This window comes from Streptomyces olivaceoviridis (assembly GCF_014650115.1).
GTDB classification, from domain to species: domain Bacteria; phylum Actinomycetota; class Actinomycetes; order Streptomycetales; family Streptomycetaceae; genus Streptomyces; species Streptomyces olivaceoviridis.
In genome coordinates this window covers 129,887-154,388 of the sequence record NZ_BMUI01000008.1, presented here as the reverse complement: position 1 = coordinate 154,388, position 24,502 = coordinate 129,887, and the positions used below count along the sequence as shown (strand labels likewise).

General features: G+C 73.1%; 16 protein-coding genes. 8 read left to right on the top strand and 8 right to left on the bottom strand.

Annotation, left to right across the window (positions count from 1 at the left end; genetic code table 11):
• The first annotated feature begins 28 nt into the window (after nucleotides 1-28).
• Together IE273_RS17755 and IE273_RS45530 are read left to right on the top strand one after the other, a co-directional pair.
• Nucleotides 29-1,747: a sensor histidine kinase gene (locus tag IE273_RS17755; RefSeq protein ID WP_189816157.1), complete on the top strand. Its 1,719-nt coding sequence runs from the start codon at nucleotides 29-31 to the stop codon at nucleotides 1,745-1,747.
• Nucleotides 1,748-2,154: 407 nt separating this feature from the next.
• Entirely contained in the window at nucleotides 2,155-2,709 is a 555-nt protein-coding gene (locus tag IE273_RS45530; RefSeq protein WP_506005252.1) for a hypothetical protein, read from the top strand.
• A 5-nt stretch (nucleotides 2,710-2,714) separates the two neighbouring features.
• Here IE273_RS45530 and IE273_RS17750 read toward each other — a convergent pair whose 3' ends face one another.
• The 5 genes from IE273_RS17750 to IE273_RS17730 form a co-directional block, all read right to left on the bottom strand.
• On the bottom strand, nucleotides 2,715-3,362 hold the full coding sequence (locus IE273_RS17750) for a CBS domain-containing protein (protein ID WP_189816156.1): 648 nt from the start codon (nucleotides 3,360-3,362) through the stop codon (nucleotides 2,715-2,717).
• Nucleotides 3,363-3,406: 44 nt separating this feature from the next.
• Nucleotides 3,407-3,865 (bottom strand): Crp/Fnr family transcriptional regulator, encoded by a 459-nt coding sequence (locus IE273_RS17745; protein ID WP_189816155.1) that lies wholly within the window; start codon nucleotides 3,863-3,865, stop codon nucleotides 3,407-3,409.
• A gap of 888 nt (nucleotides 3,866-4,753) precedes the next feature.
• Nucleotides 4,754-5,476 carry a CBS domain-containing protein gene (locus IE273_RS17740; protein ID WP_189816154.1) on the bottom strand — a complete coding sequence of 241 codons (723 nt, stop codon included), beginning with the start codon at nucleotides 5,474-5,476 and terminating at the stop codon, nucleotides 4,754-4,756.
• Between the two features lie 32 nt (nucleotides 5,477-5,508).
• Nucleotides 5,509-8,196 carry a bifunctional acetate--CoA ligase family protein/GNAT family N-acetyltransferase gene (locus IE273_RS17735; RefSeq protein WP_189816153.1) on the bottom strand — a complete coding sequence of 896 codons (2,688 nt, stop codon included), beginning with the start codon at nucleotides 8,194-8,196 and terminating at the stop codon, nucleotides 5,509-5,511.
• Nucleotides 8,197-8,332: 136 nt separating this feature from the next.
• The gene (locus IE273_RS17730; RefSeq protein WP_189816152.1) at nucleotides 8,333-10,663 is read right to left on the bottom strand and encodes a heavy metal translocating P-type ATPase; all 2,331 of its coding nucleotides are present in this window, start codon (nucleotides 10,661-10,663) and stop codon (nucleotides 8,333-8,335) included.
• A gap of 386 nt (nucleotides 10,664-11,049) precedes the next feature.
• Here IE273_RS17730 and IE273_RS17725 point away from each other — a divergent pair, with 386 nt between their 5' ends.
• Entirely contained in the window at nucleotides 11,050-11,916 is an 867-nt protein-coding gene (locus IE273_RS17725; protein WP_189816151.1) for an oxygenase MpaB family protein, read from the top strand.
• Nucleotides 11,917-11,970: 54 nt separating this feature from the next.
• Entirely contained in the window at nucleotides 11,971-13,533 is a 1,563-nt protein-coding gene (locus IE273_RS17720; RefSeq protein WP_189816150.1) for a phytoene desaturase family protein, read from the top strand.
• Between the two features lie 16 nt (nucleotides 13,534-13,549).
• On the opposite strand, the gene IE273_RS17715 is transcribed toward IE273_RS17720, so the two are convergent.
• A complete protein-coding gene (locus IE273_RS17715; protein WP_189816149.1) occupies nucleotides 13,550-15,337 on the bottom strand; it encodes a serine hydrolase domain-containing protein in 1,788 nt (595 codons plus the stop codon).
• 164 nt (nucleotides 15,338-15,501) lie between these two features.
• Between IE273_RS17715 and IE273_RS17710 the strand changes: the two genes are divergently transcribed.
• From IE273_RS17710 to IE273_RS17700, 3 genes are all read left to right on the top strand, one after another.
• Complete coding sequence (locus IE273_RS17710; RefSeq protein ID WP_189816148.1) at nucleotides 15,502-16,614, top strand: NAD(P)H-dependent flavin oxidoreductase; 1,113 nt, start codon at nucleotides 15,502-15,504, stop codon at nucleotides 16,612-16,614.
• Nucleotides 16,611-18,170 (top strand): acyl-CoA synthetase, encoded by a 1,560-nt coding sequence (locus tag IE273_RS17705; RefSeq protein ID WP_189816147.1) that lies wholly within the window; start codon nucleotides 16,611-16,613, stop codon nucleotides 18,168-18,170. Before IE273_RS17710 ends, IE273_RS17705 begins: the two co-directional genes overlap by 4 nt.
• Nucleotides 18,171-18,368: 198 nt before the next feature.
• Nucleotides 18,369-19,865 (top strand): acyl-CoA synthetase, encoded by a 1,497-nt coding sequence (locus IE273_RS17700; RefSeq protein WP_189816146.1) that lies wholly within the window; start codon nucleotides 18,369-18,371, stop codon nucleotides 19,863-19,865.
• Nucleotides 19,866-20,349: 484 nt separating this feature from the next.
• On the opposite strand, the gene paaK is transcribed toward IE273_RS17700, so the two are convergent.
• A complete protein-coding gene (gene paaK, locus IE273_RS17695) occupies nucleotides 20,350-21,654 on the bottom strand; it encodes a phenylacetate--CoA ligase PaaK (RefSeq protein WP_189816145.1) in 1,305 nt (434 codons plus the stop codon).
• A gap of 171 nt (nucleotides 21,655-21,825) precedes the next feature.
• On the opposite strand from paaK, the gene IE273_RS17690 reads away from it, so the two are divergent.
• Nucleotides 21,826-22,662: an alpha/beta fold hydrolase gene (locus IE273_RS17690; protein WP_189816144.1), complete on the top strand. Its 837-nt coding sequence runs from the start codon at nucleotides 21,826-21,828 to the stop codon at nucleotides 22,660-22,662.
• 104 nt (nucleotides 22,663-22,766) lie between these two features.
• Here IE273_RS17690 and IE273_RS17685 read toward each other — a convergent pair whose 3' ends face one another.
• Nucleotides 22,767-24,386 (bottom strand): acyl-CoA synthetase, encoded by a 1,620-nt coding sequence (locus IE273_RS17685; protein ID WP_189816143.1) that lies wholly within the window; start codon nucleotides 24,384-24,386, stop codon nucleotides 22,767-22,769.
• Nucleotides 24,387-24,502 lie beyond the last annotated feature (116 nt).

Sequence of the window (24,502 nt, the reverse complement as noted above, 5' to 3'; positions counted from 1 at the left end):
GGCTGGTTGACTGGCATGGAGGAGCGTCATGGCAAGCGAAGAAGAGCCTCGTGTACGACTGCCCCAGCTCAAACTCGACGAGCTGCTGGAGGAGCTGCGGGCCCGGATCGACGCGGCTCGCGGCATCCGGGACCGTGTGCACAGCCTGCTGGAGGCGGTGCTCACCGTAGGCCGCGAACTGGACCTTGAGCAGGCACTGCACTCCATCGTCGAGGCGGCCGCCGCGCTGGTCGACGCCGAATACGCGGCCCTCGGCGTCATCGGACCGGACGGCAGCTCCCTCTCGGCCTTCCTCACCGTCGGGGTGACCGAGGAGCAGATCGCCGAGATCGGCCCCTTCCCCGAGGGGCACGGCATCCTCGGTGAAGTGATCCGGCACCCTGAGCCCCTCCGGCTGGAGAAGATCTCCCAGCACCCGGCCTCGTACGGCTTCCCGCCCGGCCATCCGCCGATGAACAGCTTCCTCGGCGTTCCCATCCGGGTCCGCGACCAGGTCTTCGGCAACCTGTACCTGACCGAGAAGCGGGGTGGGGTGCAGTTCGACGAGGAGGACGAGTCGGTGCTGTCCACGCTGGCCGTGGCGGCCGGGGTGGCGATCGACAACGCCCGGCTGTACGAGGAGTCCCGGCTGCGCGAGCGCTGGCTGCGTGCGAACGCCGAGATCACCTACAGCCTGATGTCCGGCAGCGCACGCGCCGAGGCCCTGAAACTGATCGCCGAACGGGCGCGCGAGATCATGGGGTCGGCACTGGCGGCGGTGGCGCTGCCCATGGAGGCCACCGAGTCCCTCGCCGTGGAGATCGCCGTCGGCATGGACGCGCAGGCACACCGGGGGCTGGTGCTGCCCCTGTCCTCGACTCTCATGGGCCTTGCCTTCTCCGCTGCCGCGCCGGTCACCAGTGACGACATGGGCCAGGACGAGCGGATTTCCCCGGAATCGCCGCGCTTCCAGGGGCTGGGCCCCGCCGTGGCCGTTCCCATCGGCACCGGGGAAGGCGGCGTGCGCGGTGTGGTGCTGGTGGCCCGCGAGGCCGGCGCGCCGGTGTTCTCGGGCCAGGAGACCGAGAAGCTACAGGGCTTCGCCGCGCAGGCCGCGATCGCGATGGAACTGGCCGAGCGCCGTACGGACGCCGAGCAGATCGCGGTGCTCCAGGACCGTGACCGGATCGCCCGGGACCTGCACGACCTGGCCATCCAGCGGCTCTTCGCGACCGGCATGACGCTGCAGAGCGCGGGCCGCTTCATCGAGCATCCCGAGGCCGCAGAGCGGGTGCTGCGGGCCGTGGACGACCTGGACGAGACCATCAAGATCATCCGTTCGGCCATCTTCGGGTTGCGGTCCCGCGAGGGTGCCGCCGACGCGGCGCTGCGGGCCCGGATCGTGCGCGTGGTCGACGAGGAGACCGCCGTGCTGGGGTTTCCGCCGAGTGTGCGTATGGAGGGCCTTCTCGACACGGATGTGCCGTACGAGATCGCCGACCACATCGTGGCAGTCCTCTCCGAGGCTCTGTCCAACACCGCCCGCCATGCCGGCGCCGACCGGGCCCAGGTCGCCGTGACGACCGATGGCCGGGAGGTCTCTCTCACGGTCTCGGACAACGGTGTGGGCATTCCGCCCGACGGCCGACGCAGCGGGCTGCGCAACATGGCCGAGCGTGCCGAACAGCTGGGCGGGCACTTGGACGTGTCCAGCCCCGATGGAGGCGGTGCCACATTGCGCTGGCGGGTGCCTCTGCGTGGCACGTAGGACAGCGGGCACTCCCCTCGCGCCGGGCTGGGGGCCGGCCGGGCCGGTGTCAGGGGACCCCATACCGCTCTGATTCCGCTCGCCGCCCGCCTCGCCTCGGGTCGTCGCGGGCGTGGTGGACGTGCACTGCGCGCTCAGCGGTCCGCCCCGCCGTCCGGACCCCGACCCGGATCCGCCGGACCCGTGACGGTCGGCCCCTGCCTGACGGAGGCCGGCCGCATGCCGACGGAGGGGCGGACCGATGGTACGGACACCTCCCACGACCGTGACACGGGTGAGGCCGTGGCGCTGGCGGCACGACCCGCTCAAGCGGCACAGTGACGTGGTCGAGGCATGGATGGTGCTCGTCACGTGGACCCTGACCCTTCTCGGAGGAGCGCTCGCGGGGCGTGGTCGCGGCGCAGCCGATGGACTCGGCGATCGCCGCCCGGCGCGCTCGGGTGCACGTCGTGTCCGCCGTACCCACCGACGACGCGCCGAAGAGCCTGCCCGGCGGCAATGGAGACGACGACGGCCGGATGTGGGCCGCGGTGCGCCGGACGGACGCGGACGGCAGGACGCGCATCGGCCAGGCGAAGATCTTCCCGGGCTCCCCCGTGGGCAGCAGGCTCATCGTGTGGACGGACCGTACCGGCCGGATCGTCTCCCCGCCCCCAGCGGGACGGGCGCGACGCTGCGCAGGTGGTGATGACCGGCGACCTCGAGGCTCTGCCGACGCGACCGTCCGGGCCGGAGGCCGGCTGATCCGTAGCGGCTCCTGCTGCGGCGCCTGGCCGAGTGGGACGAGAATTGGGAGCGGGCCGGACCCGAGTGGCGGAAGCGGAGCGGGGGCAGAGGCTGATCGGCAACGGCCGGCAGTGAGAGGCACCGCAACGGCGGTCACGGGGCGACGGCCGCAACCCCACGGCCGATCGAGCCGGGCGGTCGGACGCGTCGACGAACGCCGAACGGGCGCGCGCTGAAGGCGTCACCGGGCGGCGGTGAGCCGGCAGTCCACGCCCACGACCCCTTCCACACCCTGGACGAGGCGCGCGGCAAGTGGAATCCGCGCGGCGTCCCCGACGCGTCCCGTCAGGGTCGCGACGCCGTCGCTGACGACGATGTGCACGGGCTCGACCGGGGCGGGGAAGAGGACGTCGACGACGTCGCGGCGGATCTCGTCCGCCAGGTCGTTGTCGGGTCGCAGGAACACCTTCAGCAGGTCCCCGCGGCTGACCACGCCTTCGAGGACGCCCTCGGCATCGACCACGGGTAGTCGTTTGACATGCCGCAAGGCCATGATCCGTGCCGCTTCGGCGAGCGTGGCGTCCCCGTGGACGGTGACGGCCGGGGTGGTCATCAGCTCTTCGGCGGACACCGCCCCGGCCTTCGCGAGGTCGGTCAGGTGGCGCGTCCGGGAGAACCGGTCCGGGTCGCTGTCCCGGAGCGCTTCCTTCGGCAGCAGGTCGGCCTCGGAGACCACCCCGATCACCCGGCCGTCACCCTCCAGCACGGGCAGGGCGCTGACCTTCCACTCCTCCATGCGTTCGACGATGTCCTTGAACAGGGCCTTGCGGCCCACGGTGACGACGGCACGCGTCATCACCTCACCCACCCGGTGCGGGCTGCTCTCCATGCCTTCCTCCCGAAGCCGTTCGGCCGGCCGGAGCGGGCGGGCGGTCACAACAGGTCACCGCTGCCGTAGGGGGCGTACAGGTCGAGCAGCCGGACTCGGGTGGCGTGCAGCCGCTGGGCGACCACACGTCCCACCCACACCGCTATGGCCCGTCCGAACGCGGGATCCGCGGCGCACATCTCACGTACCGCCTCGGCGTCGAACTCCCAGGCACGCACCGGGGTCATCGCCTCGGCGCCCAGGTGCCAGAGGTACGGCGGGAAGTGCCAGGCCCAACCGACCAGTTCGCCGTGCCCGAGCGACTCGACGACGGCCGGCCGGCGGCCGGGCACGTGCAGGTCGAGGGCGACGGTGCCGGTGCGGACGATCCAGAAACGGTCGGCGTGCCGGCCTTCCTCGAACAGGCGGGTGCCGGCCTCGAAGGAGACCTCGCGCGCGAGGCGCATCAGCCGTTCGCGGTGCACGGGCTCAAGCGCCGTGCTCATGGTGGTTGCGGAGGTCATCGCACCGGCTCCCTTCCTGGGCTGTCGCTCCCAGCGTGCGCGCCTTCGGGAGCCGGCACCACAGGCCGCCCGGACCCGGCCGTAGGCCCTTCGGCTCATACCGCGCGGGGCATCGCCGGGCCGGTGCCGCTGCACGCCGGAACAAGCTCGTGCCGCACCTCCGAAAGGGCCGCGCTGGCCCTTGTCGGGCTTCCTTCGGCCCGTGCGCCCCGCCCGCCGGTCCACGCACGCTGGACGCACCCGCGGTGGAGGGAGCCCGATCAATTGCGTCTCTCCGCGCATCGCCGTCATCGCGGTCGGTGACCCGTCCCGCCACGACGAGGGGGCCGGCCGGGCGGTGCTGTCCCGCCTGCGCGAGCGGGCGCTGGAGAGGCATTTCCCGCCGGGCACCGTACTCGCGGAGTGCGACCTCGATCCGGGGCGGCTGATCCGGCTGGGGGACCACACGGACCTGACCGTCGCCCCGCAGGCCGCGCGCCCCCGACCGGGAAACGCCGGCCGCGTCCACCGCCTGGAGCCTGACGCCCGCCGACTGGACCGGCCGAACGCCGTGGAGCGAGTCGAGGACGAGCCCCTCCGGCACGGGGTCGTCGCGGCACGAGGCGCCGATGGCGTGGCCATGGCATGTCTGGACGGGAAGGGCTCGTCACCCGCTCGCGGACCCCGATCGCGCGGTGTGCGGCTGCCGGCCACTCCTCCGCGCCTCCCGCGGGTCCTTACCACCGCACGGCTGGTCCACCGGCTCGGCATGGGCACGCCTCACCCCGCAGGACGGTCACGCCCTCACTGTCAGTGGCGGCCCCGGCCACCCCCTCCCGCTCCCGCCGGGACCCGTGAGGCGGTCGGCGCGGCCACCGCACCGACCGCCCACAGCCGGTCCAGGACTTCTCACGACCGGCGCAGCCAGTCGCCCGCCACCCCGTGCACGGCCGGTCCGGCGGGCTGTCCGTGCCTGTCGTCGAAGCCGTAGGCGAGGTCGTCGACCACGTTCACGACATCGTCGACGCGCCAGGTCATGGCGACGGCGGTGTCGCTGTGGCGTCCCAGTCGCCCGGAGAGAGTGACCACACCTTCGCAGACCGCCACGTCGACGGTGTGCGGGCCGAGCCGGAGTGCGTCGACGAGCACCTCGCGCTGCACAGCCCGCCGGATCTCGTCGTCGCTGCGCAGGTAGACCTGGAGCAGATCGCGGCGGGTGACGATGCCGACCAGCCGGTCCTCCTCGTCGACCACCGGCAGACGTTCGATGCCGTGCCGAGCCATCAGCCGGGCGGCCTCCGGCAGGCCGGCTTCGGCACGCACCGTCACCGCGGGTGCCGACATGATTCCGCCGGCCGTACGAGCCCGGCTCCGTGCGGAGCTCTCGCGTGTACGGCGGCGGAGCCTGCACGCCCAGACGCTGAGACGGCCACCGGATCCGCTCGGCCGCGCCTGGCGCTGCATCAGGTCGCTCTCGGAGACGACCCGGATGGCCCGGTCGTCCTCGTCGATCACGGGCAGCCCACTGATGCCGTGGTCCCGCAAGAGGCGGACGACGTCCTTGAACGGGGTGCCGTACCGGGCGGTGACGACGTCGCCGCTCATGACGGCACCGATCTTCGTCGGCTTCATGACCGTCCTCCTTCGCAACGGTCGTGGCCCGGTCAGCGCAGTCGGCGCAGGTACGGGTCGTGGGGCCGGCGCGGAACCAGCCGTAGGCGGGTGTCGAGGGCGGTGACGCCGTGCGGCCCGGCCAGCACGGGGTTGAGGTCGGCCTCCGCCAGCTGGGGAAGGTCCGCGGCCATCCGGGAGAGGCGGTGCAGGAGTTGCTCCAGGGCGCCCAGGTCGACGGCAGGGCTGCCGGCATAACCGAACAGCAGGGGGGAGCAGCGTGGGGAGGTGAGCAGGTCGTGCACGTCCAGGTCGGTCAGCGGCGCGAGCCGGGCGGCGTGGTCGGCGAGCAGTTCGGTCGCCGTACCGCCGAGGCCGAACACCACGAGGGGTCCGAAGACCTCGTCCTGGACGACTCCGGCGAACAGTTCGGTGCCACGCTCGGCGAGCGGCTGGACGACGACTCCGGTCATCCGGTCGCCGAACCGGGTGACCAGGTCGCGGTGGGCGGCCCTGACCTGTGCGGCGTTCTGTAGGTCCAGGTGGAGGGCGTGTTGCTCGCTCTTGTGCACCAGACCCGGCCAGTAGGCCTTCATGACCACGCGTCCGTCCGGTCCGGCGAGCCGTTCGGCCACCGCGACCGCCTCGTCCTCGTCCCGGGCCCATGCCCAAGGGATCTGGCGGATGCCGTAGCAGCCCAGGAGCGCGGCCGTGGTCCGAGGGTCGAGCCAGCCGCCCTCCGGACGGGCCTCCACGTAGGCGTTGGCCACGTCCCTCGCCCGCATGGTCTCCACGTCCGGCAACTCCGGTACGGTGCCCTGCGGCCGGGCGAGCCAGTCGGCGCGGGCCGCGGCGTGGGCCAGGGCGCGGGCAGCGTCCTCGGCGTCGGAGTACGCGGGCACGGTGGACCTGCCGGCGGTGGGCAGCAGCTCGACGCGGGCCGCCTGCGCGGGGAGCACCGCGACGACGGGGCGGGCGAGCGGGCCGGGGGCCGAGGTCAGGGCGCGTACCAGGTCTTCTCCGGTGGCCGTGGCGACCGCCGTGGGGACCAGGCTCACGAGGACGGAGTCGACAGCGCCGTGCCGGGCCAGAAGACTGATGCATGCCTGTAGTCGCTCCTCGCCGACGGCCGCGGTGACGTCCACGGGGTTGGTCGCGGTGGCGCCGTCGGGCAGCAGGGCGCGGAGCTCGTCCACCACGTCGGCGGCGAGTGGCGGGATCACCAGTCCGGCGTCCACGCACGCGTCGGCGGCGAGGACGCCGGCCCCGCCCGCGTTGCTGACGACGGCGACCTTCGTGCCGCGGGGCAGCGGCTGGGCGTGCAAGAGGGCGGCGGTGTCCAGGAGTTCGCCGATGGTGCGGGTGGCGGTGATGCCTGCCTGGGTGAACAGGGCCTGCCGGGTCATGGTCGGGGTCGCCGCCGCCGCGGTGTGCGAGGCTGCGGCCCGCCGTCCTGCCTCGGACCGGCCCGCGTCCACGGTCAGCACCGGCATCGCTCGTGCGACCCGGCGGGCGGTGCGCGAGAAGGAGCGGGGATTGCCGAAGGACTCCAGGTGCAGCAACGCCAGGTCGGTGTGCCCGTCACTCTCCCACCACTGGAGCATGTCGTTGCCGCTGACGTCGTACTTGTCGCCGAGCGAGACGAAGGTCGACACCCCGATGCCGAGCCGGGCCAGCCCGTCCAGCAGCGCGATGCCGACTCCGCCGGACTGCACCGCGACCCCGGCGGAGCCTTCTCCTGGATGCCGTGCGGCGAAGGTGGCGTCCAGGTGGACGTCTACCCCGGTGTTGGCCACGCCCAGGCAGTTCGGGCCGACGAGCCGCATGCCGTGGCGTCGGCACGCGTCCATCAGCGCGCTGCCCTCGTGTGTGTCGAGGCCCGCGGACACCACGAGCAGGGCGCGCACGCCGGCCCTCCCGCACTCTTCGGCCACCTGGGAAACGGATGCGGCCGGTACGGCGATCACGGCCAGGTCCGGCACCTGCGGCAGCTCGGCGACGGACCGGCAGGCGTGCACCCCGGCAATCGCGGCGGCCTGCGGATGCACGACGGACAGCCGCCCGGCGTAGGAACCGTTCCGGATGTTCCGCAGGATGGCGCGCCCGACCGACCCGGGCCTGCGGCCCGCGCCGATCACCGCGACCGCCCGGGGCCGCAGCAGCGGTTCCAGACTGATGATGCCGGCGACCCGACCGCGGGCCTCGACCGCGCTCAAGTAGGTCTCGTCCTCGGTGAGTTCGACCGTGCAGTGCACCTCAGGTCCGTCGAAGTGGCGCGTGACGCGCAGCCCCAGGTCGTGGAAGACCTTCAGCACGTCGTGGTTCTCGGTCAGGGCGTCGGCGCTGAAGGCGGTGACGCCCGCCGTACGCGCGGCGTCCGCGAGGTGTTCCAGCAGGAGGGTGGCCACACCACGGTGGTGCCAGCCGTCGGCCACGGCCACCGAGATCTCCGCCGTGCTGCCGCCCGGCAGCACCTCGTACTCGGCCAGCCCCACCAGCCGCCCGTCGTACTCGGCGGCCAGGACGCGGTACCCGGGGCGGTCGCCCTCGGCCACCCGCTCGGCGGCCTGCCGGGCGGAGGACGGGCTGACGGAGAAGAAGCGCATCCGCAGGTTCTGGGGTGACATCGCCTCGTACAGCCGCTGTACCTCCGCACGATCAGCCGGCCCCGCCTGCCGTATGCGCACCGTGGTTCCGTCGGCCAGCAGGGCATGCACCGGGGCTTCCTGGATGCCGGTCATCACGAACTCTCCCTCCGGAGGATCCCGCCTTCAGCGTCCGGCGGCGGGGGCCCGGTGGCACAGGGGCTGACCGGGCACCGCGCGGGCCGAACGGCCCTCCGGGGCGCAGTGCTCCGACACGCACCTCTGGCGGATCTCACTGGGCCAGCGAGAAGTAGCTCTCCTCCTCCTGCGTGAAGTGCAGGCGGAGGACGGTGTGCAGCCCGTACAGGCAGGAACGCAGGTCGTCGAGCTGGCCAGGGGACAGGCCGCCTTCGGCGCGGGCCAGCTGCAGGTGGGTGGCGATGCGGCGGGCGAGGCGTTCGATCTCGGTGTGGGCCCGGCTCATGGTGGCCGTGGCCTCCGGGCCGCCGAGAGCCGGGGCGAGGGCGGGGTAGAGCTCGTGCTCCTCGGCGTACTCGTGAGGCAGGAGCCGATCGGTGAGCAGATGGTGCGCCTCCTCGACGGCCGCAAGAGCCTGCGGGCCGGGGCCGTCGGAGAGGCGGTCAGCCGCGCTGTGCACCGCCTCGAGCACATCCTGGAGGTCGTTGTGTTCCGAGGCGAAGCGTTGGATGAGCGCCTCGGCGGCGGGGGCCAGCGCCAGCTGTGTGGCCTGGTCCGTGCGCAGCGCGCGCAGGGCGTTCAGGATGACCGCCACGTCGATGGCCTCCTGGAGGAGGGCGCCGCCGGCGGGTGGTAGCAGGCCGACGGCGGCTGCGGCCATCGCGGCCAGGGACATCGCCATCCCGCCCAGGGCACTCTGCACGGCGATTCGCCGGGCCCGTACGGCGATGAACAGGGCATCGGCGAGCCGGTCCACGCGATCGGTGGTCAGCACGATGTCAGCGGCCTCCGAGGAGGCGGTGCAGCCGCGGGCACCCATCGCCACACCGATGTCCGCGGCGGCCAGCGCGGGGGCGTCGTTCACACCGTCGCCCACCATGACGGTGACCGCGCGTTCGCGTTCGGCCCGTACGGCGGCGACCTTGCCGGCGGGGTCGAGGCCGGAGCGGACGTCGTCCAGGCCGAGGACGGAGCCCACCTCGGCCGCCGGCTCCGCACGGTCGCCCGTCAGCATCATCAGCCGCTCGATGCCCGCGGCCCGTAGGTGGCGAAGGGCGCGTGGGGCATCGGGGCGGAGGGGATCCCGGAGCAGCACCGCACCTACCTGACATCCGTCCACGGTCAGCCAGGCGACGGCCGCGCCGTCGAGAAGCGCCCGGTTGTCCGCCACCCTCGCCCAGGCCGGGCGTGCGCCGGACGCGTCGATGCGGCCGACGGACACCCGGTGCCCGTCCACGGTGCCGGAGGCACCCTGGCCTGGCTTCTCCGTGACATCGGACGGCACCGCCAGGACCAGCTTCCGCTCCTGCGCGGCGCCGACGATCGCCTCGGCCAGGACATGCGGGGAGTACTGGTCCAGCGACGCGGCCAGCCTCAGCACCTCCGCAGGCTGCCACCCCGGTGCAGCGAACACGTCCAGGACGCGAGGGCAGCCGCGGGTGAGGGTGCCGGTCTTGTCGAGCAGCAGGGTGCGGGCCCGGCCCAGGTTCTCCAGGGCGCCACCGTCACGCATGACAACTCCCAGGCGTGAGGCGCGGGAAATCCCGGAGACGATGGCCACCGGTGCGGCCAGTAGTAGCGGACAAGGGGTGGCGACCACCAGCACCGCGACCGCCCGGACCGCCGAGCCACTCAGCAGCCAGGCCAGTCCCGCCATCGCCAGGGCGAGCGGAAGGAACCAGACCGCGTAGCGGTCGGCCAGCCGGACCACGGGCGCCGACTCGGCCCCGGCCTGCCTGGCCAGACGCACGATTCCGGCGTAGGTACTGTCCTGCTCGCCTGCCGTGGCCCGCAGCTCGAAGGCGCCGCCGGCGTTGACCACCCCGCTGCGGACCGTGTCACCCGCCGCCCGTTCGACGTGCAGGGACTCGCCGGTGAGCACGGACTCGTCGAGGTTGGCCACGACGTCCTCCACCCGCCCGTCGACGGGGACAACCTCGCCAGGACCCACGACGAGCAGATCACCCACGGCGACGTCGGCCAGCGGAACCGTCGTGACGCCGGCCGCTGTCCGGAGGCGTGCCGAGCGGGGCGCGTGCTCCAGCAGCGCACGCAGATCGTGCGAGGCCCGCCGCTGGGCGGCCGCCTCCAGGGTCCGCCCGGTGGCCAGCATCAGCGCGATCAGCGCACCGGCCAGGTACTCATGGACGGCGAGGGTGCCACCGAGAGCGAGAACCGCGATCAGGTCGACGCCCGCACGGCCGTGACGAAGTGCGGCGAGCACCCAGCCCACCGCTGGTAGAACCGCGGCCCATGTACCCAGACCCCACAGGAGGTCGGCGAGACCCTCGTCACCGGCGAGCCAGGCGGCACCCCCTGCGGTCAAGGCCGCCGCTGTGACAGCCAGGAATGCGGGCTCCAGCCGTGCCGAGGCAACGGTCACGGCCAGGGAGCGCAGCCGTGTGATGTAGGCGGAGTGGTTCATGGCCACCTCTGTCCGTCCGGCGTCGCTGGATGAGGCATGGTCCCCGTCCATCACACCCCGGCGCGCCGGCCCCGCAGCAGGGGACGAACGGCCCTGCCGCCAGGGCCGTTCCCACCCTGTTCGCGCCCTCGCGGTCGTCCGCTGCGACAGCCCTGAGAAGGCGGCCGGGGAGGAGGGGCTCGCCATGGGCGCCCTGATGAACGGCGCGCCGTATCGATCAGTGAGTCGGGAGCGCGGGTCGACAGCGGTACACGCTGCCGCACAGCCACCGCGACGCTCCGATTCCGCCGGAGGGCTCGGGCGAATAGGCTGCGCCGAGGGAGCTCGGTGCGATGCTCCGCGCACCGGCACACGCGCCGGTCGACAACGGCAGGGGGTCACGTCCGATGGCTGTGGGCACATCCGCGGGCCCGGGTGACCCCGGACTGTTCACCCCCGCCTCCGTGACCTGGCAGATGCACGGCGACCCCATGATGTGGGTCGCCGGGGTCCGTGCGCTGTACCTCCAGGCGTTGCACCCGCGTGCGGTCCGGGGTGTCATGCAGAACTCCGACTTCCGGCGGGACGCCTGGGGGCGGCTGATGCGGACCGCGCACTTCGTCGGGACCACGACCTACGGCACGAGCGAGGCCGCCGAGCGGGCCGGGGCGCGGGTGCGGAAGATCCACAGCATGCTCACCGCGACCGACCCGGACACCGGCGAGCGGTACGGCGTCGACGAGCCGGAGCTGCTGCTGTGGGTGCACTGCGCGGAGATCGACTCCTATCTGCACGTCCTGCGCCGCTCCGGCTTCCCGCTCACCGACGCCCAGGCCGACCGGTACATCGCCGAACACCGCGTCAGCGCCCGCCTGGTGGGGCTCGACCCGCACACCGTACCGGCGAGCCGGGCGGAGCTGGCCGCGTACTTCGAGGCGGTCCGGCCGGAGCTGGCCGCCGGACCCGATGCACACGACGTGGACGACTTCCTGCTCCGGCCGCCGGCCCACCCCCTCCTGGTTCCGGCGCGCGCACTGCTGTGGCGGCGGGTGGCCCTGCTGGCGTACGCGGCCCTGCCGCCGTACGCCCATGAGCTGTACGGCAGGCCCGCCCCCGCGCCCGCCGACGTCACCCGCCGGCTGCGCGTCACCGCGGCCGTGCTGCGCCGGATCCCCGCACGGCTGCGCTGGCAGCTCCCGCCGAAGCACATCCTGCGCGCCATGGCGCGACTCGGCCCGCAGGCGCGTCCGGCACCGCACAAGGTGAGGGCCTGATCCGGCCCCGGCCCGCCTCTGGCCGTCGTGGATCACCGCGTGCTACGAAGGACCATGTCCGCGAACGAGGGATCCCGCGCGTACGACGCCGTCATCGTCGGCGCAGGCCACAACGGCCTGGTCGCCGCCGCCTACCTGGCCCGGGCCGGCCGCTCGGTGCTGGTGCTGGAACGCCTGGACCACACCGGCGGCGCCGCCGTCTCCACCCGCCCGTTCGCCGGGGTCGACGCCCGCCTGTCGCGCTACTCCTACCTGGTCAGCCTGCTGCCGGACAAGATCGTGCGCGACCTCGGACTGGACTTCCGCGTCCGCTCCCGCACCATCTCGTCGTACACCCCGGCGGAGCGCGCGGGCCGGCCCACCGGCCTCCTCGTCGGCGGCGGCGAGCAGCGCACCCGGGAGGCGTTCGCCCGGCTGACCGGCGGCGACCACGAGTACGAGGCCTGGCAGCGCTTCTACGGCATGACCGGCCACGTCGCCCAGCGCGTCTTCCCGACGCTCACCGAACCGCTGCCCACCCGCGACGAACTGCGCCGCCGCATCGACGACGAGGCCGCCTGGCGCGCCCTGTTCGAGGAGCCGGTCGGCGCCGCCATCGAGCGGACCTTCACCGACGACCTGGTCCGGGGTGTCGTCCTCACCGACGCGCTCATCGGCACCTTCGCCGACGCCCACGACCCCACCCTCGTCCAGAACCGCTGCTTCCTCTACCACGTCATCGGCGGCGGGACCGGCGCCTGGGACGTGCCCGTCGGCGGCATGGGTGCCCTGACCGACGCGCTGGCCGCCGCGGCGCGCGCGGCGGGCGCGCGCATCGCCACCGGGCACGAGGCGATCCGGATCGACACGGACGGGACGACCGCCGAGGTCGTCTACCGCACCGCCGCCGGCGAGGGCACCGCCGCCGCCCGGCACGTCCTGGTGAACGCCTCCCCGCACGAACTGGCCGTCCTCACCGGCGGTCCGGCGCCCGAACCCGTCGAAGGGGCCCAGCTCAAGGTCAACATGCTGCTCACCCGGCTGCCCCGGCTGCGCGACCCCGAGGCCGACCCGCGCGAGGCGTTCGCCGGCACCTTCCACATCGCCGAGGGCTACCGGCAACTGGCCACCGCCCACGCCCAGGCCGCCGCAGGCGAACTCCCCGCCGCCCCGCCCTCGGAGATCTACTGCCACTCCCTGACCGACCCCACCATCCTCGGCGCCGACCTGGCCGAACGCGGCTACCAGACCCTCACCCTCTTCGGCCTGCACGCCCCGGCCCGGCTCTTCGACCGGGACAACGACGCCGTACGCGAGGAACTGCTGAAGTCGACCCTCGCCCAGCTCGACGCCCACCTCGCCGAGCCCCTCGCGGACTGCCTGGCCACCGACGCCGACGGCCGCCCCTGCATCGAGGCGAAGACCCCGCTCGACCTCGAACGGGACCTGCGGCTGCCCGGCGGCAACATCTTCCACCGGGCCCTGTCCTGGCCCTACGCCGAGGAGGACAGCGGCCGTTGGGGCGTGGAGACGCGGCACCCCAACGTCCTGCTGTGCGGGGCGGGCGCGGTGCGCGGGGGCGGGGTCAGCGGGGTGCCGGGGCACAACGCGGCGATGGCGGTGCTGGAGCGGCACTGACCACGGGGTCCCCGGCTCAGTCGGCCGAGCCCTGCCAGCCCACCGCCGCGATCCGTGCCGCGTCCGCCGGGCGCGCCCCGTCGAACAGCACCGTCCCGCCCGCGTCGACGCGCAGCGCGTCGACGTACGCGCCACGGCCGACGTACAGCGCGTCCGTGGTGTACCGCCAGCGCAGGACCAGCCGGGGGTCGGCCGGCAGGGCGGCGGTCAGCCGGTGCCAGACGCGGCCCGACCAGCCGGTGACCGTGCCCGCCGGGTGGTCCTCGGGGTCCTCGCCATGGCGGGTGGTGGTGAAGGGAACCGGGTGCCAGGTGGTCCCGCCGTCCGTGGTGGACTCCAGGGCCACCAGGTCGGACCGGGGTTCGGTGTCCCACCACAGGGCGCAGCGCAGCCGGGCCGCGCCCGAGGAGGTGTCCAGCGCCGGCAGGGTGAGCGTGGCGGCCGTGGCGTTCGCCATGCCCGAGAACCAGGCCGTACGGCCGCTCGCCGGACGGACCGGCACCGCGCGGGCGAGGTGGTTCCCGGCGGCGACCCGGGGAGCGGAACCGGACCGCCAGCTACGCACCGGGTGCACGGAGTTGCCGAGGACGACCAGGAACGAGTCGGTCGTGGGGTCGAGCACGAGCGAGGTGCCGGTGAAGCCGGTGTGGCCGGCCGTGCGCGGGGTGGCCATCGCCCCCATGTACCAGTGCTGGTACAGCTCGAAGCCGAGGCCGTGCTCGTCGCCGGGGAAGGCCGTGTTGAAGTCGGTGAACATCAGGTCCACCGACTCGGGCCGCAGGATGCGGGCCCGGCCGTACCGGCCGCCACCGAGCAGCGTACGGCCGAGGACCGCGAGGTCCCACGCGCTCGCGAACACCCCCGCGTGGCCGGCCACCCCGCCCAGGCTGTACGCGTTCTCGTCGTGCACCTCGCCCCACACCATCCCGCGGTCCAGCCCGGACCAGGGCCGGCGCGCGTCCTCGGTGGCCGCGATCCGCGGCTTCCAGGAGGCGGGCGGGTTGTAGCGGGTGCTGTCGAGGCCGAGCGGTCCGGTGATCTCGTCACGCAGCAGCACGTCCAGCGCGCGGCCGGTGATCTTCTCCAGGACGAGCTGGAGGGAGATCAGGTTCAGGTCCGAGTAGAGGTAGGCGGTGCCCGGCGGGTTCAGGGGTGCCTCGTCCCAGATGAGCTGGAGCTTCCCCTCGTACGTCGGCGCGTCGTACAGCGGGAGCCACGCGCGGAAGCCCGAGGTGTGGGTGAGGAGTTGACGGATCGTCACCGACTGCTTGCCCGCGCGTCCGAACTCCGGCAGGTACGAGGCGACCGTCCCCTCCAGGGCCAGTGCGCCCCGCTCGATCTGCTGCACGGCGAGGAGGGAGGTGAACAGCTTGGAGACGGAGGCGAGGTCGAACACGGTGTCCCGGGTCATCGGGAGCCGCTGTTCGGGCGGCAGTTCGACGCCGGTGTCGGTCTTCTCGTCGTACCGGGCGTAGCGCACCGCCATGCCGATCGGCTCGTGCAGCGCCACGGTGCCGCCGCGCCCGGCGAGCAGCACGGCGCCCGCGTACCAGGGGTGCCGGGGGGAGGGGGCGAGGAACGCCTCGGCGTCCGTGACGAGTTGCCGCAGGTGCGCGGGGAGCAGCCCGGCGCGTTCCGGCGAGCCGTGGCGCAGGGTGGGGTGGCGGCCGGGGGCGGGTGCGGCGGCGGCCGGGCCCGCCGGGAGCGCGGCGAGGGCGAGTGCGCCGCCCGCCGCCAGGGTGCCCGCGACGAGCCGGCGGCGGGTGGGTCCGCTCGCTCGTCCGCCTGCCACGTCGTCCGTCATGCTGCGGCCTCCCGCGTGAAAGAATCTTTCGGCGCCTGCCTTGCACCGTGAAACTTTCCTGTCAGGGAGGGGATGTGTCAACGGGGCGCGTGAGCTTCCGAGAAATCTGACGATGTATCAGAAAGGGTCTTCCGTCGTCCGGTCGGCTGCGGCATCCTGCGCCCATGCAGACGGAGCTGAGCAGGAAACTGGGAATCGAGCACGCCGTCTTCGGCTTCACACCGTTCCCCGCCGTCGCCGCGGCCATCAGCCGGGCCGGCGGCTTCGGCGTGCTCGGCGCGGTCCGCTACACCGCCCCCGACGACCTCAAACGCGACCTCGACTGGCTCGACGCCCACGCCGGGGGCCGGCCCTACGGGCTGGACGTGGTCATGCCCGCGAAGAAGGTCGAGGGCGTCACGGAGGCCGACGTCGAGGCGATGATCCCCGAGGAACACCGGCGGTTCGTACGGGACACCCTCGCCGCGCACGGCGTCCCGGAACTGGTCGAGGGGGAGGCGTCCGGGTGGCGCATCACCGGCTGGATGGAACAGGTCGCCCGCACCCAGCTCGACGTCGCCTTCGACTACCCGATCAGGCTGCTGGCCAACGCCCTCGGCTCGCCGCCCGCCGACATCGTCGAGCGAGCCCACGACCGCGACATCCTGGTCGCCGCGCTCGCCGGCAGCGCCCGGCACGCCCGCAAGCACCAGGAAGTCGGCATCGACATCGTGGTGGCCCAGGGCTACGAGGCCGGCGGCCACACCGGGGAGATCGCCACCATGGTGCTCACACCCGAGATCGTGGAGGCCGTCGACCCGCTGCCCGTCCTGGCCGCGGGCGGCATCGGCAGCGGACCACAGGTGGCCGCCGCACTCACCCTCGGCGCCCAAGGTGTATGGCTGGGCTCCATATGGCTGACCACCACAGAAGCCGACCTCCACTCGCCCGCCCTGACCCGCAAACTGCTCGCCGCCGGGTCCGGGGACACCGTCCGCTCCCGCGCCCTGACCGGGAAACCCGCACGCCAGCTGCGCACCGAGTGGACCGACGCCTGGGACGGCCCGGCCGGCCCCGGCACCCTGCCCATGCCCTTGCAGGGTCTGCTGGTCGCCGAGGCCGTCTCCCGCATCCAGAAGTACGAGGTCGAGCCCCTGCTCGGCACCCCGGTCGGCCAGATCGTCGGCCGGATGACCGCCGAACGCAGCGTCCAGGCCGTCTTCGACGACCTCACCCGCGGCTTCGAGAAGGCCGTGGACCGCGTCAACCGCATCGCCGGAAGGAGCGGCCGGCCGTGAGCGCACCCGCCAGCACACCCCCCGGTTTCTGGGCCCAGGCCGCCCAGGACCCCGGCCGTACGGTCCTGATCGCCCCGGACGGCGAGGAGTGGACGGCCGGACGGCTGCACGCCGCCGCGAACCGTCTCGTCCACGGCCTGCGCGCCGCAGGCCTCGGGCGCGGGGACGCCTTCGCGGTCGTCCTGCCCAACGGCCCCGAGTTCTTCACCGCGTACCTCGCCGCCAGCCAGGCCGGTCTCTACCTCGTCCCCGTCAACCACCACTTCGTGGGCCCGGAGATCGCCTGGATCGTCGCCGACTCCGGCGCCAAGGTGCTCCTCGCCCACGAGCGGTTCGCCGGCCCGGCCCGCCGGGCGGCCGACGAGGCCGGGCTCCCGCCGAGCCACCGGTACGCCGTCGGCACGGTCGAGGGCTTCCGGCCGTACGCCGAACTGCTCGCCGGGCAGCCTGGGTCGGCACCTTGTGACCGGGAGCTGGGCTGGGTCATGAACTACACCTCGGGCACCACAGGCCGCCCGCGCGGCATCCGCCGGCCGCTGCCCGGCAAGCGCCCCGAGGAGGCCTATCTCGGCGGCTTCCTCGGCATCTTCGGCATCCAGCCGTACGACGACAACGTGCACCTCGTCTGCTCGCCGCTCTACCACACCGCCGTTCTCCAGTTCGCGGGCGCCTCCCTGCACATCGGCCACCGCCTGGTGCTGATGGACAAGTGGACGCCCGAGGAGATGCTCCGCCTCATCGACGCGCACAGGTGCACGCACACCCATATGGTCCCGACCCAGTTCCACCGGCTGCTGGCCCTCCCGGACGACGTCAAGGCCCGCTACGACGTCTCGTCCATGCGGCACGCCATCCACGGGGCCGCCCCCTGCCCCGACCACGTGAAGCGGGCGATGATCGACTGGTGGGGGGACTGTGTGGAGGAGTACTACGCCGCCAGCGAGGGCGGCGGGGCCTTCGCCACCGCCGAGGACTGGCTGAAGAAGCCCGGCACCGTCGGCAAGGCCTGGCCGATCAGCGAACTCGCGGTCTTCGACGAGGACGGCGAGCGGCTGCCGCCGGGTGAACTCGGCACCGTGTACCTGAAGATGAACACCGGCGGCTTCTCGTACCACAAGGACGAGGCCAAGACGCGGAAGAACCGCATCGGCGACTTCTTCACCGTCGGCGACCTCGGCTACCTGGACGAGGACGGCTACCTCTTCCTCCGCGACCGCAAGATCGACATGATCATCTCCGGCGGGGTGAACATCTACCCGGCCGAGGTCGAGTCCGCCCTCCTGGCCCATCCCGCCGTCGCCGACGCCGCCGTCTTCGGCATCCCGCACGACGACTGGGGCGAGGAGGTCAAGGCCGTGGTCGAACCGGCCCCGGGCCATGAACCGGGCCCGGCGCTGGCCGCCGCGCTCCTCGACCACTGCGCCGGGCGGCTCGCGGGCTACAAACGTCCCAGGAGCGTCGACTTCATCGCCGAGATGCCCCGCGACCCCAACGGCAAGCTGTACAAGCGGCGGCTGCGGGACCCGTACTGGGAGGGACGCACACGTCCCGTGTGAGACCGGTGTGGTCCCGCCCCATGGGGGACGGGACCACAGACGGGCGCGCGGATCAGTGTTCGCGCCGGATCGCCCCCGATCCGCACGTCGTGTCTCCCAACGTCGTGGAGGAAATCGACGGTTGGCGTGCCGACCGGTACGCGTCCGGGCCGCCCGGGTGCTTGACCCGCCCCGGCGCCGGACCCAGGATCATGAGTCATGACGCAGGGACAGGGCAGCACGGTGGACGGGGTGCTGCGGCGCAGCGCCCGGCGCACCCCGGCACGGGTCGCGGTCGAGTACGCCGGCCGCGCCTGGACGTACGCGGAACTCGACGAGGCCGTCTCCCGCGCGGCGGGCGTCCTGCTCGGCCAGGGCCTCGCCCCCGGCGACCGGGTCGGCTCCTACGGCCACAACTCGGACGCGTACCTGATCGGCTTCCTGGCCTGCGCCCGCGCCGGCCTCGTACACGTGCCGGTCAACCACAACCTCACCGGCGACGACCTCGCGTACCTCGTCCGCCAGTCCGGCAGCTCCCTGGTGCTCACCGACCCCGGCATCGCCGGCCGGCTCCCCGACGACGTCCGCACGCTGCCCCTGCGCGACACCGGCGATTCGCTCCTGGCGCGCCTGGCGACCACACCCCCGTACGACGGCCCCGAGCCACGCACAGAGGACCTGGTGCAGCTCCTCTACACGTCCGGGACCACCGCCCTGCCCAAGGGCGCGATGATGACGCACCGCGCCCTGGTCCACGAGTACCTGAGCGCGATCACCGCCCTCGACCTCAGCGCCGGTGACCGCCCCGCGCACTCCCTGCCGCTGTACCACTCCGCGCAACTGCACGTCTTCCTGCTGCCCTACCTCGCGGTCGGCGCCACCAACCTGATCCTCGACGCGCCCGACGGGGACCGGCTGTTCGACCTGATCGAAGCGGGCCGCGTGGACAGCCTGTTCGCCCCGCCGACGGTCTGGATCGGCCTCGCGGGCCGCCCGGACTTCGCGACCCGGGACCTGTCCGGACTGCGCAAGGCCTACTACGGCGCGTCGATCATGCCGGTGCCGGTCCTGGAGCGCCTGCGCGAGCGGCTGCCGGAGCTCGGTTTCTACAACTGCTTCGGCCAGAGCGAGATCGGCCCGCTGGCCACCGTCCTCGCGCCCGACGAACACCAGGGCCGGATGGACTCCTGCGGCCGTCCTGTCCTGTTCGTCGACGCCCGCGTGGTCGACCAGGACGGCAAGGACGTCCCCGCCGGCACGCCCGGCGAAATCGTCTACCGGTCACCGCAGTTGTGCGAGGGCTACTGGGACAAGCCCGAGGAGACCGCCGAGGCCTTCCGCGACGGCTGGTTCCACTCCGGGGACCTCGCCGTGCGGGACGCCGACGGGTACTTCACCATCGTGGACCGGGTGAAGGACGTCATCAACTCCGGTGGCGTCCTGGTGGCTTCGCGCCAGGTCGAGGACGCCCTGTACACCCACGAGGCGGTCGCCGAGGCCGCCGTGGTCGGCCTGCCGGACGAGCGGTGGATCGAGGCCGTCACGGCGGTCGTCGTCCCGCGCGGCGAGGTGACGGAGGAGGAGCTGATCGCGCACGTGAAGGCGAGGCTCGCGCCGTTCAAGGCGCCCAAACGGGTGCTGTTCGCGGGGGAGTTGCCGCGCAACGCGAGTGGCAAGATCCTCAAGCGCGAACTGCGCGACCGCTTCGGCGGCTAGCCGGGGCGTAGGGCGGCCGGCCGGGGCGCACGGCGGCCGGCCCGGACGTACGGCGCCCGGGCGCGGACGGAGCCCGGGTCTGGGCGTACGGCGCCCGGGCGCGGACGGAGCCCGGGCCCGGACACACGACGCCCGGGCCCGGGGCATGACGCTCGGCCGGCGGGTACCGCGACCGGGCCGGTCGCTCATCGGCCGGCCGAGTCCTTCGCCGGCGGCAGCGCGTCGGCCGGCGACCGTCGGTGCGGCGGCGCCGACTCGCCCGGCCGCACGCCGATCACCTGTACGGCCCCACGGTCGGCGCCCGCGTCGACGTGCCCGCGCGGCTTCCGTACGACGGTGTCCGGGTCGCACCGGAACACCAGGCCGTCCACGAAGCGGTCGCCGCCGGAGGAGGGTCGTCGTCGGGGTAAGTCGAGGTGGATCAGGCAGACCCGCTGGCCACCGCCGGCGCCGTACGACCTCGCCCAGTTCCGCCGGCCGGGTCCTACCCGGCGTCGTGTGGCCGCAGGTCCACGATCCGGCGGATCTTGCCCACCGAGCGCTCCAGCGACTCGGGCTCCACGATCTCCACGCCGACCGACACCCCGATGCCGTCCTTGACCGCCGCGACGATGGACCGGGCCGCCGCCTCCCGCACCTCCGGCGGTGCGTCGGGGCGGGCCTCGGCCCGCACGGTCAGCGCGTCCATGCGGCCCTCGCGGGTGAGACGCAGCTGGAAGTGCGGCGCCACACCGGGCGTGCGCAGCACGATCTCCTCGATCTGGGTCGGGAACAGATTGACCCCGCGCAGGATCACCATGTCGTCGCTGCGCCCGGTGATCTTCTCCATCCGCCGGAACACCCGGGCCGTGCCGGGCAGCAGCCGTGTCAGGTCCCGCGTGCGGTACCTGACGATCGGCATGGCCTCCTTGGTCAGCGAGGTGAACACCAGCTCGCCCCGCTCGCCCTCCGGCAGCACCTCACCCGTGATCGGATCCACGACTTCCGGGTAGAAGTGGTCCTCCCACACATGGAGGCCGTCCTTGGTCTCCGCGCACTCCTGGGCGACGCCGGGGCCGATCACCTCGGACAGCCCGTAGATGTCGACGGCGTCGATCGCGAACCGCTCCTCGATCTCCCGCCGCATCTGCTCGGTCCAGGGCTCGGCACCGAAGACGCCCACCCGCAGCGAGGTGGTGCGCGGGTCCACGCCCTGCCGTTCGAACTCGTCCAGCAGGGTGAGCATGTAGGACGGGGTCACCATGATGACGGACGGCTCCAGGTCCTGGATCAGCCGCACCTGCCGGGCCGTCATGCCGCCGGACGCGGGGACGACCGTACAGCCCAGGCGCTCGGCGCCATAGTGCGCACCGAGACCACCGGTGAACAGCCCATACCCGTACGCCACATGGACGACATCGCCCGGTCGGCCGCCGGCCGCCCTGATCGACCGCGCCACCACGTCGGCCCACATGGAAATGTCGTTGTCCGTATAGCCGACGATGGTGGGGCGTCCCGTGGTGCCGCTGGAGGCGTGCAGCCGGCGGATCTTCTCCCGGGGCACGGCGAACATGCCGTACGGGTAGTTCTCCCGGAGGTCCGCCTTGGTCGTGAAGGGGAAGTGCGCGAGGTCGGCGAGGGTGCGGCAGTCCTCCGGGCGGACGCCGGCCTTGTCGAAGGACTCGCGGTAGAACGGCACGTTCTCGTACGCGTGCCGCAGCGACGCGCGCAGCCGCTCCCGTTGCAGCGCCCGCAACTCCTCGGGTCCGAGCCGTTCGCCCGCGTCGAGCAGGTCCGTCACATCCGCCATCGCGACGTCTCCCTCACCAGCACGTCGTTCCACCGACCGATCATTCGGTCGAGGTGTTCCGGGTCAGTAAATGCAGCTCACGAACCCTGAGGCAAGAGGGCGGCGAAGAATTTCCGCGCGGGGGCGCGATTGTGTTGCGCCCGAGCGGCGGGCGCCGCCATGATCGACGGCATGCCGATCTTCACCGCGTCCGACGGCACCCGGCTCGCCTACCACCTGCGGGGGCGGGGGGAGCCGCTCGCCGTGGTGCCCGGCGGGCCCATGCGGGCCTCCGAGTACCTCGGGGAACTGGGCGGGCTGGCCGCGCACCGCCGGCTGGCCCTGCTCGACCTGCGGGGGACCGGTGACTCTGAGGCGCCCGCGGACCCGGCGACGTACCGCTGCGACCGGATGGTCGAGGACCTGGAGGTATGGCGGGACCACATGGGTCTGGAGCACATGGATCTGCTCGCCCACTCGGCGGGTGCCGCCCTGGCGATGCTCTACGCGGCCCGCCATCCGCAGCGGATACGACGGCTGGTGCTGGTCACCCCCAACCCGTCCGCCCTGGGCCTGCGGGCCGTGGCCGAGGACCGGCTGGCCGCGGCCCGGCTGCGTGCGGACGAGCCGTGGTTCGGGCGGGCGTTCCCCGCCTTCCGTGCCTGGCTCACGGGCGAGGCGGACTTCGACGACGTGTTCCTGCCGTTCTTCCACGGCCGCTGGGACGACACCGCCCGGGCCCACGCGGACGCCGAGCTGCGCCAGACCAACGAGGAGGCCGGCGAGCGCTACTTCGCCGAGGGCGCCTTCACCCCGGACGCCACCCGGAAGGCCCTCGCCGCCCTGACCGCGCCGGTCCTCGTGTACGCGGGCGCGCTCGACGGCTGGCCGAGCCCCGCCGTCGCCCGCCGCACCGCCGAGGCCTTCCGGCACGCCGAGTGCGCCGTCCAGCCCGGCGCCGCGCACTACCCCTGGCTGGACGCCCCGGAACGGTTCGTCGGCCGGACGCTCGCCTTCCTCGACCGGTGACGGGTCCCCCGACCGGAGGCGGGCCTCGGGGTCGTGGGCGATGAGCGTGACCGGCACACGGAGTGATCACCGGGTGCGGTCCCGTCGGGGCGGGGCACCCCGCACTACGGCCGCTCCGCCGCCACCGCCACCTGCCGCGCCCACCGGTAGTCCGCCTTGCCGCTCGGCGACCGCTGGATGGCGTCCGTGATGACCAGCTGGCGGGGGACCTTGTACCCGGCCAGGCGGCTACGGCAGTGGCCCTGGATGTCGGCCAGCGAGGGGCGCGGCGCCCCCGCGCGCAGCTGGACCACGGCCGCCACATGGTTGCCCCACCTGGCGTCCGGCACCCCGGCCACCAGCGCGTCGTACACATCCGGATGCGCCTTGAGCGCCTGCTCGACCTCCTCCGGGTACACCTTCTCGCCCCCGGTGTTGATGCACTGCGAACCCCGGCCCAGGACGGTGACCACGCCGTCCGCGTCGACCGTCGCCATGTCGCCCAGCAGCACCCAGCGCCGCCCGTCCTTCTCGAAGAACGTCTCGGCGGTCTTCGCCGGGTCGTTGTAGTACCCGAGCGGTACGTGACCGCACTGCGCGACCCGGCCCACCTCGCCCGGTGCGACCGGCTCATGCGTCGCCGGATCCACCACCCGGGTACGGGAGTTGACCCGGACGCGGAATCCGCGCTCGGGCCCCGAGTCCTCGGTCGCGGTGCCGTTGAAGCCCGACTCGGACGAGCCGAAGTTGTTCAGCAGCACGGCGTGCGGGAGCAGCTCGTGGAACTGCCGGCGCACCGTCTCCGACATGATCGCGCCCGACGAGGAGACGCTGAACAGGGCCGAGCAGTCGGTGCCCTTCAGGGGACCGCCGAGCGCGTCGACCAGCGGCCGGAGCATCGCGTCCCCGACCAGGGACATGCTGGTGACCTTCTCCCGCTCGACGGTCCGCAGCACCTCCTCCGGTACGAACTTGCGGTGCAGCACCACGCGTTGGCCGAAGTGGAAGCCGATGAACGCCGTGAGCGTCGACGTGCCGTGCATCAGCGGCGGGGTGGGGAAGAAGGTGATCCCCGCGCCGCCCGCGGCCACCCGCCGGGCGAGCTCCTCCGGGGCCTTCACCGGCTCCCCGGTCGGCGCCCCGCCCCCCAGCCCGGCGAAGAACAAATCCTCCTGACGCCACATCACACCCTTCGGCATGCCCGTCGTGCCGCCGGTGTAGATGATGAACTGGTCGTCCCCGGAGCGCGCGGGGAAGCCCCGCCCGGACGACCCGGCGGCCTCCGCCCCGGCGAACGGCACCGCCCCGGGCACCGCCTCCACGGCCGGTGCGCCCACCCGCAGCAGATGCCGCAGCTTCGGCGCCCGTGGCAGCGCACCCGCCACCCGGTCCTCGAACTCCGCGTCGAAGACCAGCGCCACCAGATCGGCGTCCCGGTAGAGGTACACCAACTCCTCTTCGACGTAGCGGTAGTTGACGTTCACCGGCACGATCCTGGCCTTCAGGCAGGCCAGCACCGTCTGGAGGTACTCGACGCCGTTGTACAGGTGCAGGCCGAGGTGTTCGCCGGGGCGCAGGCCGTGGTCGATCAGGTGGTGCGCGACGCGGTTGGCGGCGGCGTCCAGCTCCGCGTAGGTCAGCCGGCGCTCCGCGCCCGTGCCGGGATGGTCGAGGTACACGAGCGCCTCGCGGTCGGGGACCACGTCGACGACCGACTCGAACAGGTCGGCAAGGTTGTACTCCACCGCTTCCTCCTGACCCGGCAGTGCTGGCGACGTGAGGCGCGTCCGTCGGTTCGCCGGTCATCAGAGCAAAGGGCGCGGCAACTGTGAAGGGCTCGTACCGAAGAAATCTGACTGGC

Excerpts from the sequence above, each read along its gene's own strand:
- IE273_RS17755 (WP_189816157.1), top strand. The coding sequence starts at position 29 with ATGGCAAGCGAAGAAGAGCCTCGTGTACGACTGCCCCAGCTCAAACTC.
- IE273_RS45530 (WP_506005252.1), top strand. The coding sequence starts at position 2,155 with ATGGACTCGGCGATCGCCGCCCGGCGCGCTCGGGTGCACGTCGTGTCC.
- IE273_RS17750 (WP_189816156.1), bottom strand. The coding sequence starts at position 3,362 with ATGGAGAGCAGCCCGCACCGGGTGGGTGAGGTGATGACGCGTGCCGTC.
- IE273_RS17745 (WP_189816155.1), bottom strand. The coding sequence starts at position 3,865 with ATGACCTCCGCAACCACCATGAGCACGGCGCTTGAGCCCGTGCACCGC.
- IE273_RS17740 (WP_189816154.1), bottom strand. The coding sequence starts at position 5,476 with ATGAAGCCGACGAAGATCGGTGCCGTCATGAGCGGCGACGTCGTCACC.
- IE273_RS17735 (WP_189816153.1), bottom strand. The coding sequence starts at position 8,196 with ATGACCGGCATCCAGGAAGCCCCGGTGCATGCCCTGCTGGCCGACGGA.
- IE273_RS17730 (WP_189816152.1), bottom strand. The coding sequence starts at position 10,663 with ATGAACCACTCCGCCTACATCACACGGCTGCGCTCCCTGGCCGTGACC.
- IE273_RS17725 (WP_189816151.1), top strand. The coding sequence starts at position 11,050 with ATGGCTGTGGGCACATCCGCGGGCCCGGGTGACCCCGGACTGTTCACC.
- IE273_RS17720 (WP_189816150.1), top strand. The coding sequence starts at position 11,971 with ATGTCCGCGAACGAGGGATCCCGCGCGTACGACGCCGTCATCGTCGGC.
- IE273_RS17715 (WP_189816149.1), bottom strand. The coding sequence starts at position 15,337 with ATGACGGACGACGTGGCAGGCGGACGAGCGAGCGGACCCACCCGCCGC.
- IE273_RS17710 (WP_189816148.1), top strand. The coding sequence starts at position 15,502 with ATGCAGACGGAGCTGAGCAGGAAACTGGGAATCGAGCACGCCGTCTTC.
- IE273_RS17700 (WP_189816146.1), top strand. The coding sequence starts at position 18,369 with ATGACGCAGGGACAGGGCAGCACGGTGGACGGGGTGCTGCGGCGCAGC.
- paaK (WP_189816145.1), bottom strand. The coding sequence starts at position 21,654 with ATGGCGGATGTGACGGACCTGCTCGACGCGGGCGAACGGCTCGGACCC.
- IE273_RS17690 (WP_189816144.1), top strand. The coding sequence starts at position 21,826 with ATGCCGATCTTCACCGCGTCCGACGGCACCCGGCTCGCCTACCACCTG.